Annotated in this window: 11 protein-coding genes and 1 pseudogene; 8 read left to right on the plus strand and 4 right to left on the minus strand. The window is 71.6% G+C overall.

Going from position 1 to position 9,687, the window contains the following annotated elements:
* Both FL311_RS37080 and FL311_RS37085 read left to right on the plus strand, forming a co-directional pair.
* A partial coding sequence (locus FL311_RS37080) for a pirin family protein (protein ID WP_141332406.1) occupies positions 1-687 on the plus strand: 687 nt, incomplete at its 5' end.
* 90 nt (positions 688-777) lie between these two features.
* A complete protein-coding gene (locus tag FL311_RS37085) occupies positions 778-1,422 on the plus strand; it encodes a hypothetical protein (protein ID WP_141332407.1) in 645 nt (214 codons plus the stop codon).
* A gap of 22 nt (positions 1,423-1,444) precedes the next feature.
* On the opposite strand, the gene FL311_RS37090 is transcribed toward FL311_RS37085, so the two are convergent.
* From FL311_RS37090 to FL311_RS37105, 4 genes are all read right to left on the minus strand, one after another.
* Positions 1,445-2,662 (minus strand): 50S ribosomal protein L11 methyltransferase, encoded by a 1,218-nt coding sequence (locus FL311_RS37090; RefSeq protein WP_141332408.1) that lies wholly within the window; start codon positions 2,660-2,662, stop codon positions 1,445-1,447.
* 87 nt (positions 2,663-2,749) lie between these two features.
* Complete coding sequence (locus FL311_RS37095) at positions 2,750-3,178, minus strand: 2TM domain-containing protein (protein ID WP_141332409.1); 429 nt, start codon at positions 3,176-3,178, stop codon at positions 2,750-2,752.
* Between the two features lie 70 nt (positions 3,179-3,248).
* Entirely contained in the window at positions 3,249-3,725 is a 477-nt protein-coding gene (locus FL311_RS37100) for a carboxymuconolactone decarboxylase family protein (protein ID WP_141332410.1), read from the minus strand.
* Positions 3,726-3,837: 112 nt separating this feature from the next.
* On the minus strand, positions 3,838-5,379 hold the full coding sequence (locus FL311_RS37105) for a PLP-dependent aminotransferase family protein (protein WP_228557332.1): 1,542 nt from the start codon (positions 5,377-5,379) through the stop codon (positions 3,838-3,840).
* Positions 5,380-5,538: 159 nt separating this feature from the next.
* Between FL311_RS37105 and FL311_RS37110 the strand changes: the two genes are divergently transcribed.
* From FL311_RS37110 to FL311_RS37135, 6 genes and pseudogenes are all read left to right on the plus strand, one after another.
* Positions 5,539-5,811, plus strand: a complete 273-nt coding sequence (locus FL311_RS37110) for a helix-turn-helix domain-containing protein (RefSeq protein ID WP_223747934.1) — start codon at positions 5,539-5,541, stop codon at positions 5,809-5,811.
* A gap of 324 nt (positions 5,812-6,135) precedes the next feature.
* Complete coding sequence (locus FL311_RS37115; protein WP_141332411.1) at positions 6,136-6,339, plus strand: cold-shock protein; 204 nt, start codon at positions 6,136-6,138, stop codon at positions 6,337-6,339.
* 73 nt (positions 6,340-6,412) lie between these two features.
* Positions 6,413-6,595, plus strand: coding sequence for a hypothetical protein (locus tag FL311_RS37120; RefSeq protein ID WP_141332412.1), 183 nt, complete (start codon positions 6,413-6,415; stop codon positions 6,593-6,595).
* Positions 6,596-6,806: 211 nt separating this feature from the next.
* On the plus strand, positions 6,807-7,013 hold the full coding sequence (locus FL311_RS37125) for a cold-shock protein (RefSeq protein WP_141332413.1): 207 nt from the start codon (positions 6,807-6,809) through the stop codon (positions 7,011-7,013).
* A 90-nt stretch (positions 7,014-7,103) separates the two neighbouring features.
* Positions 7,104-7,979, plus strand: coding sequence for an ABC transporter ATP-binding protein (locus FL311_RS37130; protein ID WP_141332414.1), 876 nt, complete (start codon positions 7,104-7,106; stop codon positions 7,977-7,979).
* Between the two features lie 11 nt (positions 7,980-7,990).
* Positions 7,991-9,687: pseudogene (locus FL311_RS37135) on the plus strand (ABC transporter permease); the annotation flags it as partial.

A 9,687-nucleotide genomic window follows, 5' to 3' on the forward strand; every position in this document is an offset into this window, starting at 1 on the left:
ATGTCCGTGCCGCCCCATCCCCACGTGGGACTCCAGACGGTGACGTACCTGTTCTCCGGCGCCATCCGTCACCGCGACTCGGTGGGCTCGGTGCAGGACATCCACCCTGGGGACGTGAACTGGATGACCGCCGGGCGCGGCATCGTCCACGCCGAGGACGTCGACTCGAGCCCCGGCGCCGCCCCGCTGCACGGCCTGCAGACCTGGGTCGCCCTGCCGCGCGAGCACCGCCACACGACGCCGTCCTTCGAGCATGTCCCCGCCTCCAAGCTGCCCCTCGTCGAGCACGCGTGCGCCCGGGTGCGCGTGCTCGCCGGCCGGCTGGGGGACGCCGTGTCCCCCGTGCCCACCTTCCATCCCCTGACGTACCTGGACGTGGAGCTGGAGGCGGGCGCCTCGGTGTCGCTGCCCGTGAAGCCCACGCACGCGCTCGCGCTCTACGTGGCGGACGGGGAGGTGGCCGTGGGCGGGACGACGGTGGAGCGGGGCGTGCTCGCGCACCTGGAGGACGGCGGCGCCGCGCTGGCGCTGCACTCGGTGCGGGGCGGCCGGGCGGTGGTGCTGGGCGGTGAGCCGCTGCCGGACCCGCTGGTCATCTGGTGGAACTTCGTGGTGGACAGCGTGGCCGAGGGTCGCGCGCGGCTGGCGGACTGGGAGGCCGGACGCTTTCCGCCGCTCGCTCCCTGAGCTTCCGGGGTGACAGGCCCTCGCACCCGAGGGCTTCCTTCGCGCGACACGAATCCGGTGCATGCTGCGCGCGCACTCGGGAGGACATGGATGTCGGGTCAGTCGTTGGCGATGAAGCTCCTGGAGGGCGCACGGGAGTGGGCGAAGCGCCTGCCGTCCCCGCTCTCCGGAGACGTCGCGGTGGACGTGGGCGGCAAGCGGCTGCGGCTGTCCCACGTGCGCGTGGAGACGGTGGTGCGCCAGCTGCTCGTCAAGGCGAAGAACGTGGAGCTGCGCCACTGGGAGGCCCGCCCGGAGCTCTATGACATCCGCCTGTCCGTGAAGGGCTGGAAGGTGCGCGTGGAGACGACGCTGGAGCGCGTGGAGTTCGCCTCGGGGCGCTACCGGCTGTGGCTGCGCACGCCCGGCCGCGTCGAGCTGGAGGAGTCGCGCGGCGCCTCGTCGCTGGTGATGGGCCTGCTGCGCGCGGGGGCCGGCCGCTCCGCGCTGCGCGCCATGGCGGAGCGCCTGTTGCCACCGGGTTTCCGCTGGGATGGTCAGGTGCTCCAGGTGGAGGGCCGCCTGCCTCCGGAGGGCGTGCTGTCCGCGAAGCTCTTCGAGAACGCGTCACTCGCCATGAGCGTCGAGCACGTCGAGGAGGGCCTGTGGCTGGGCGCGGAGGCGTGGCCCGGCCTGGTCGACCTGCTCCAGGCGGTGTTCGGCACGGAGCTGCCGCGCACGCCCCCGGGGATTTGAGCCCCGAGGGCTGGGAGGTCGCTCAGGCCAGCTCGACCTTGAAGCGGTGGCCGTGTGAGCGCTGGAGGCTGGATCGGATGCGCACCTTGTCCCCGGGCTTCACCTGCACCCGCTCCCGGAACTCCTTCACCAGGAAGCCCCAGCACGTCGCGGGCGCGGTGGGGGAGGTCGACAGCACGGTGTGCTCGTCCATGTGCGCGCGGAAGTAGAGGGCCACGCCGCCCAGGGTGCCGGGCGCGTCCGCCTCGAGCACGGATTCGACGGGCGCCTCGTCCATCGCCTCCGTCAAGTCCTGGTCGAGCCTCACGTCCCGCAGCACGCAGGGCCTGGTGAGCAGCGTCTGCGGCGGGCCTGGCGGCACGTTCATCCCGCCCAGGTCGAAGTTCGGTCCGGCCACGTCGTACGCCTCGCGCAGGCGCTGGAGCACGGGGCGGAAGGACAGGCCGTAGAAGTCGTCGAGGTTCTCCGCCTCGCGCAGCATGCGCTGACCGGAGCTCACCGGCTCGGTCATCTGGACGCCGACGCACATCGCCTCGATGCGATGCGGAATCAGCCGGCCTCCGGGCGCGAGGAACCGCCGCGTCGCGTCCTGCATCGCGGGCAGCAGGTTCTCCCCGAACGGGTCCACGTTGAGCAGCTCATGGACAATCACGTTCGCGCGCTCGGGCAGCTCCACGTCCCGGCTGTTGCCGTGGAACAGGGTGATGCGGTCCGCGACGCCATTCTCGGCGTACATCTCCAGCGCCACCTCCGCGATGGCGGACTCGTCGATGGCATAGACATGCCGCGCCCCCGCCTTCGCGGCGAGAATCGCGAGCACGCCCGTCCCCGTTCCGATGTCCAGGACGACCTGGTCCCTGGCGTGCCGGAACAGCGCCGAGCGGTACGCGTGCACGCGGACCGTGTCGTAGAGCATCCGGTGATGCTCGGTGATGTCCGCCCAGCCCCCGGGCCCCATCAGGTAGCGCGAGCTGTCCACCGCCGCGCCCTTCACCGGCACCACCAGCGAGTGCTCGACGAGCGTGTCGAGCGCCTCGGTGAGCTGCTCGCGCGAGAAGGTGCTCGGCTTCGACAGCAGCGCCTCCTTCGGGAGCGCCGCCTGCAGCGAGCCCACCAACCACCACTGCGCGGGGGTGAGCGTCAACGGCGGCTGGGACATGGACCCGATGGCGGTCATCTGCCCCTGCGCGTTCATCATCAACAAGATGGACTGAGATACCCGGAGCTGCTCGGTCGACACGGTGGCCTCGCTCGGTTTCAACCCAATTCTGGGAAAGCGAGGCTGAGTCTGCCTTATCTCGAGGTCCGTCCCACGCGCATTCGCGCGCTACTCATCCTCCGGGACGTTGAGTGCGCGTCGGGCCATGCCCATCGTCACGCCCATGGTGTGGAACGCCAGGCCGATGCCCCAGCCAATCGCGGGCCAGACCACGAACCAGGTGGGGCCGGAGAGGATGTCGATGAGGGTGAGCGCGCCGATGACGATGGTGTAGCTGAGGCCGTGCGTGGCGAGCCCCAGCAAGTCCTTGCGCAGCTTCAGGCGGTCCTCGTTCTTCTTCCCGCGGGTCGCCAGCGCGGCCTCCACGGACGCCTCGCTCAAGCCCATCTCGCGCGCCATGGCGAGCACCTCCTCGCGCGTGAGCTTGCGCTCGTGGGCGCGGCTCTTGAGGGCGTGGGTGCTCGCCTCGCGGATGAGGTCCGCGGCCTCCGCTTCGGTGAAGTGGGTGGGTGGCGACTGGGTTCGGGTCTCGGCCATGGACCGGGGACGTTAGTGCGTCACCCGGGCCCGCGTCGATACGAGGCGCCCACGCCCGACGGCCTCGGGCTCAGCCCGCCTTCTGCGCGGCCTTCGGCGCCTGGTACGTGCCGGGCAGCGTGCGGGCGGAGATGGCCAGGCGGTTCCAGGCGTTGATGGTGGCCACCGCGCCGGTGAGGTCCGCCAGCTCCTTGTCCGTGAAGTGCGGCCTCACCGCCTGGAAGACGGCGTGGGACACGTGGCCCTCCTTCAGGTTCGTCACCGCCTCCGTCCAGGCCAGCGCCGCGCGCTCGCGCTCGGTGTAGTAGGGGCTCTCCTCCCAGGCGTCCAGCCCGTACAGCCGCTGCTCCGACTCGCCGAGGGCGCGCAAGTCCTTCCAGTGCATGTCGATGCAGTAGGCGCACCCGTTGAGCTGCGAGGCGCGCAGCTTGATGAGGTGCAGCAGGCCCGCCTCCAGGCCACACTGGTGCAGGTACTTCTCCAGCCCCATCATCGCGCTGTAGATGCCCGGGGCGAGCTTCGCGATGTCGAAACGCTGCGCTTCCATGATGATTCCTCCGTGGCGAGCGGGACGTCGTGTCCGTTCGTCGATGGGCGTGAAGTAACCGGGCGGCGCCCTCCGCGCGAGGGCCACTCGCGCACCCGTCGATGGAGCCACTTCAGCGCAGGGCCCGCGCGAGCAGGCGGACCCCTTCTTCAATCTGGTCCTCGGGCACGCAGGAATAGCCGAGCAGCAGCGCCCCGGGCCCCCGCGACGCGACGCGGAAGGCGGACAGGGGCTGCGTCATCACCCCGGCGTCGATGCCCCGCGCCGCGGCCACCGCGTCGTCCACGCCCGCTGGCAGCCAGCCCACCAGGTGCATGCCCGTGTGCAGGGGCTCAAGCCGCAGCCGTCCGGAGAGCTCGCGCCGGGCCGCCTCCAGCAGCGCCTCCTGCCTGCGCCCGTACAGCACGCGCATGCGGCGCACGTGGCGGCTGAAGTGGCCCTCGTGGAGGAAGTCCGCGAGCACCGCCTGCTCCACCACGGGCGTGTGGGTGTCGATGAACCGCCGCGCCGCGCAGAAGGCCCGCACCAGCGACTCCGGGACGACGAGGTAGCCCACCCGCAGCGCCGGGGACACCACCTTGCTGAACGTGCCGATGTAGATGACGCGCGCGTCCGGCGACAGCCCCTGGAGCGCGGGCAGCGGCCGGCCCTCGTAGCGGAACTCGCTGTCGTAGTCGTCCTCGACAATCCACGCATCCGAGCGCGCCGCCCACGCCAGCAGCGCCCGCCGCCGCGCCGGGCTCATCGCCACGCCCAGGGGGAACTGGTGCGCGGGCGTGACGATGGCCAGCCGCGCGTCCGGCGCAAGCCGCGCGCCCGCCGCCACGTCCAGCCCCTCGTCGTCCACCGGCACGGGCACCAGCGTGGCGCCCGCGGCCACGAGCGCGCCCCGGCTGGCGAAGTAGCCCGGGTCCTCCACCCACGCGGCGTCACCGGGGTCCAGCAGCACCTGCGCCGCCAGGCTCATCGCCTGCTGCGCTCCGTTGACGATGATGACCTGCTCCGGCACGCACCGCACCCCGCGCGAGGTGGCCAGGTAGTCCGCGACGGCGCGGCGCAGCGGCGGGTGCCCTCCGGGGTCCGCGCGCTTGAGCAGGTCCCCCCACGAGCGCCGCCAGCGCGTGTGCAGCAGCCGGCCCCACAAGTCACTCGGGAAGGCGTCCACCGCGGGCGTGCCCATGCGGAAGGCCAGGCGGCTCTCGGGGATGCCCGGCGCGCTGAGCCGCACGTCAGGAAGGCCCGCCACCGCGCTGCCCCGGCGCGAGATTCCCGGCGTGTGCCGGGCCCCGGGCGCCTCCTGCCGGGCGCGCCGCGAGGACTGCAGCCGCTCCGGCAGCTCGCTGGCCACGTACGTGCCCGAGCCCAGGTGGCCGCGCAGATAGCCCTCCGACAGGAGCCGCGAGTACGCGTTGAGCACCGTGTTGCGCGACACGTCCACCTGCTCCGCCAGCGCCCGCGTGGAGAGCAGCCGCGTGCCCGGCCCCAGCCGCCCCGAGACGATGGCCGAGCGCAGCGCCTCCACCAGCTGCGTCTGCAGCGAAGCGCCCGTGGAGCCGTCCAACACCACCGACGTGGCCGCCATCACCGGAGGCCGCTTGCGCGCGCGACGCCGAGCGGGCTTGCCGCCGCGAGGCGCGGGCTTCGCGGACGTCATCGCGCCCCTTCCCACCGGGCGCTGGAGCCCGGGCCGGGCCGGGTCCAGGGGAATTCACCGGGGTGATGTCCTGAATCACGAGCCATCACTGTTGGAAACGCGCGCAAGCGGGCTAGGTGGGGGGCGTAGCGCCCATCCAACGAGGGAAGGGGGAGCGTCATGTTCGGGGTGCCCTGGTTCCACTTCATCGTCGCGCCACCGCGCGCGAGAATCGAGGGAATGCGTGAGCGCCTCTTGCGCGCCGCCGAATCCCTGCTGCGCGAGGAGGGCCCCCAGGCGTTGACGCTGGAGGCCGTGGCCCGCCGCGCCCACGCGGGCCGGGGTGCCCCGCGCTACCACTTCGGCGGGCGACAGGGGCTCCTGGAGGCGTTGGCCGCCCGTCAACACCCCCGCGTCCAGGGGCGACGTCGAGTGCCCCACACTGTGCGTTGAAGACGCTGTCGGCCCCTCGTCACTTCGAGGGCGGACCCGGCGTTTCGCCTGTCTGCCTGGATGCTTCGTCCGGGCGTCCCACATGTCCCGTCCGCGAGCGCGCCTTACCTTCCGAGATGCGGCGGACCGGAGGGGCGACCATTAAGCTGAAACGAGAATTGTTCGGGGTGCCCGTGCGTTCTTCCGCGCGGGGTTGGGGTCGGTGGGTTTTTTCGAGGTCACCCGGGAGATGACAGGGGCCTCCTATCAGGCTAAGGGCAGTTCCGCTCCCCAGGTTCGGGGGGCAGGGCGGCCTTGGATGCCGCGAGAAGAAAGAAGACGCATATGGCGACTGGTTCCGTGAAGTGGTTCAACGACGCGAAGGGCTTTGGCTTCATCGCGCAGGACAATGGCGGCCCTGACGTGTTCTGCCACCACACCGCCATCCAGGCGGACGGGTTCCGGACCCTGGCCGAGGGTCAGAAGGTGGAGTTCGAGGTTACGAAGGGCCCCAAGGGGCTGCAGGCGTCCAACGTTCGTCCCATCTGAGCGCGTCGCCTGGTAACCCGTGGCCCGGTCTCCTCGCGAGGGGCCGGGCCTTTACTTTCAGGAGGGAGGCGGCATGCAAGGAAGGTCGACGAAGCGCCAGAAGGAGCAGGCGCGCAAGCAGCATCAGCAGGAGAAGGACGTCAAGCGCGAGGAGCGCAAGCGCCTGAAGGCCGAGAAGGGACCCCGCCAGCCTGGCGACGTGGACCCCGACATCGCGGACATCGTCCCGGGGCCGCAGCCGCAAGTGGAGTACTGAGTCGTGGTCTCCCCATCGAGGCCCACCACGTGTCTTCGTGGTGGGCCTTGTCGTGTCCGGCGCTGAAGCGTCCAGGGGGCAATCGCTCACTGGTGGATGATCGCCCCCTCGCCCCGTCGACACGTCCTCCGGGTGTGGGCTACGCGTCCACTGCGTGCCACGTTCCGGGCACGCGGCGACGTCCGACGTCGCGACAGGGAGGATGCCGAGTATGGCGACGGGTACCGTGAAGTGGTTCAACGACTCGAAGGGCTTTGGCTTCATCGCGCAGGACGATGGGGGCGCCGACGTGTTCTGCCACCACACCGCCATCCAGTCGGAGGGGCACCGCACCCTGCGGGACGGGCAGAAGGTGGAGTTCGACGTCACCAAGGGCCCCAAGGGGCTGCAGGCCGCCAACGTCCGCGCGCTGGACTGAAAGCGCGCCGCTCGCCCGCGCGGCCGTGCAATCGCACGTGGGGTGGGAGCGTAGGTGGGAGGTCCTCCCCAACGCTTCCTCCGGCGCCCCATGCTGCGAATCTCCGCTGTCTCCAAGTCGTACCCCAACGGCGTCCAGGCCCTGCGCGGCATCGACCTGGACATCGAGCGGGGGCTGTTCGGCCTGCTCGGGCCCAACGGCGCCGGCAAGTCCTCGCTGATGCGCATCCTCGCGACGCTGCAGGCGCCGGACGCGGGGCAGGTGACGTTCGACGGGCTGGATGTGCTCGCCCACCCGGAGGCGCACCGCCGTCACCTGGGCTACCTGCCCCAGGACTTCGGCGTGTACCCGGGCGTGAGCGCGGTGGAGCTGTTGGACCACCTGGGCCTGCTCAAGGGCCTGTCGCACGCGAAGGCGCGCCGTGAGCAGGTGGACGCGCTGCTGCACCTGACGAACCTGTACGCCCACCGCAAGAAGGCCGTCAGCGGCTTCTCCGGCGGCATGCGGCAGCGCTTCGGCATCGCCCAGGCGCTGCTGGGCGACCCCCGGCTGCTCATCGTGGACGAGCCCACCGCGGGCCTGGACCCGGAGGAGCGCCAGCGCTTCCACAACCTGCTGGGCGAGGTGGGGGAGAACGTCGTCGTGCTGCTCTCCACGCACATCGTCGAGGACGTGCGCCAGCTGTGCCCGCGCATGGCCATCCTGTCGGAGGGGCGGGTGCTGTGCGAGGGCGCGCCCGAGGCGCTGGTGGCGTCCCTGGAGGGGCGGGTGTGGCGCAAGACGGTGGAGAAGGCGGCGGTGGAGCGCTACCGCGCGGACTTCCCGGTGCTGTCCACGCAGCTGAGGGCCGGGCGCACGCGCGTGCACGTGCTGGCGGACGCGCGACCGGAGGAGGGCTTCGAGCCGGTGACTCCGGACCTCGAGGACGTCTACTTCTCCACGCTGTCCGCCCGGCGCGCGGCGTGAGGGAGGCGGGCATGCTCGGCGGAATCCTCCACTTCGAGTGGCGCCACCAGACGCGCCAGGCCGTCTTCTTCGCGGCGGCGGCGGCCTTCGTCGCGCTCGCGTTCCTCTTCGTCTCCACCGGCTACGGGGGGGACAACCTCCACGTCAATTCGCCGCACAGCGTGGCGCAGTCCCTGGGGCTGTTGTCGCTGACGTCGCTCTTCGTGCTGGGCATCTTCTGCGCGAACACCGTGCAGCGCGACGCCGAGCACGGCATGACGGAGCTCATCTACACCACGTCCGTGCGCAAGCGGGACTACCTGCTGGGCCGGTTCCTGGGCGCGACGCTGGCGACGCTCGCGGTGTTCGGCGTGGCGACGCTCGCGCTGATGGCGGCGCCCTTCCTGGTGTCGCTCGCGCCCGAGCGGGTGGGGCCGGTGGGCGTGGGCCGCTACCTGTGGCCGCTCGTCGTGCTGGTGCTGCCCAACATCGTCTTCGCCGCGTCGCTGCTGTTCGCCGTCTCCGCGCTGTCGCGCAGCACGCTGGCGACGTACGTGGGCGGCATCCTCGTCTACGCGGTGTACGTGGTGGGCTCCATGTGGGCGGACTCGCCGCTGATGGCGGGGACGTCGCCCCAGACGCCGGAGGCCCTGGCGCGCGCCGCGTTGCTGGACCCGTTCGGCCTGTCCGCCTTCTTCGAGCAGACGCGCTACTGGACCGAGGCCGAGCGCAACACCCGCCTCTTCGCGCTGGAGGGCCACCTGCTGTGGAACCGGCTGCTGTGGCTGGGCGTCGCGGCGTGTGTGCTGGGCTGGGTGCACGCGCGCTTCTCCTTCCGCAGGTCCGCGGTGAAGCGCCGGCCCGACGCGAGCGCGGATGAGCTCTCCCGTGGGGCGCCGTCCACGTACCGGCCCGTCGAGGTGCGTGAGGCTTCCTGGTGGGCGGCGCTCGTCTCCGCGACGCGGCTGGAGCTGCGGCACGTGCTCGGAAGCTGGCCGTTCCTGGCGCTGCTGGTGCTGTGGCTCTTCATCGTCGGCATGGAGGTCGTGACGGGCGCGGGCCGGGGCGAGTACGGCACCCTTCGCATCCCCACCACGGGCCGGGTGGTGGAGCACCTCTGGACGCCCCTGTCGCAGCTGGGCACGTTGGTGCTCATCTACTTCGGCGCGGAGCTGGCGTGGCGCGAGCGCATGGCGCGCTTCGACGCGCTGCTCGACGCGACGCCCGTGTCGAGCGCGGTGTTCGTCGTCTCCAAGCTGCTGGCGTTGGTGGCGCTGGTGGGCGTGCTGACGGGGGCGCCCATCCTGCTGGGCATGGCGTTCCAGCTGTCGCGGGGCGTGACGGCGCTGGAGCCGGGGCTGTACCTGTCCTCGTTCTACTTCGCGGGGCTGCCGCTGGTGCTCTTCGCGGTGGCGGTGCTGTTCCTGCAGGCGGTGAGCCCGCATCGGTATGTCGGCATGGTGCTGAGCCTGGCGCTGGCCATTGTCTCGAGCCAGGGCGCGGGCTGGGGCCTGGAGCATCCGCTGACGCGCTTCGCGGCGGCGCCGGGCGTGGTGCACACGGACCTCAACGGGCTGGGGCCCATGGCGGACTCGTTCACCGCCTTCATGGTGTACTGGAGCGCCTTCGCCGTGGTGCTGGCGCTCGTCACCTGGGGCCTGTGGCGGCGCGGCCTGGGCTTCTCCCTGCTCGCGCGCCTGCGGAGTGTTCCGGCGCGGTGGGGCAGGGG

This window comes from Myxococcus sp. AB025B (assembly GCF_006518215.1).
GTDB classification, from domain to species: Bacteria; Myxococcota; Myxococcia; order Myxococcales; family Myxococcaceae; genus Myxococcus; species Myxococcus fulvus.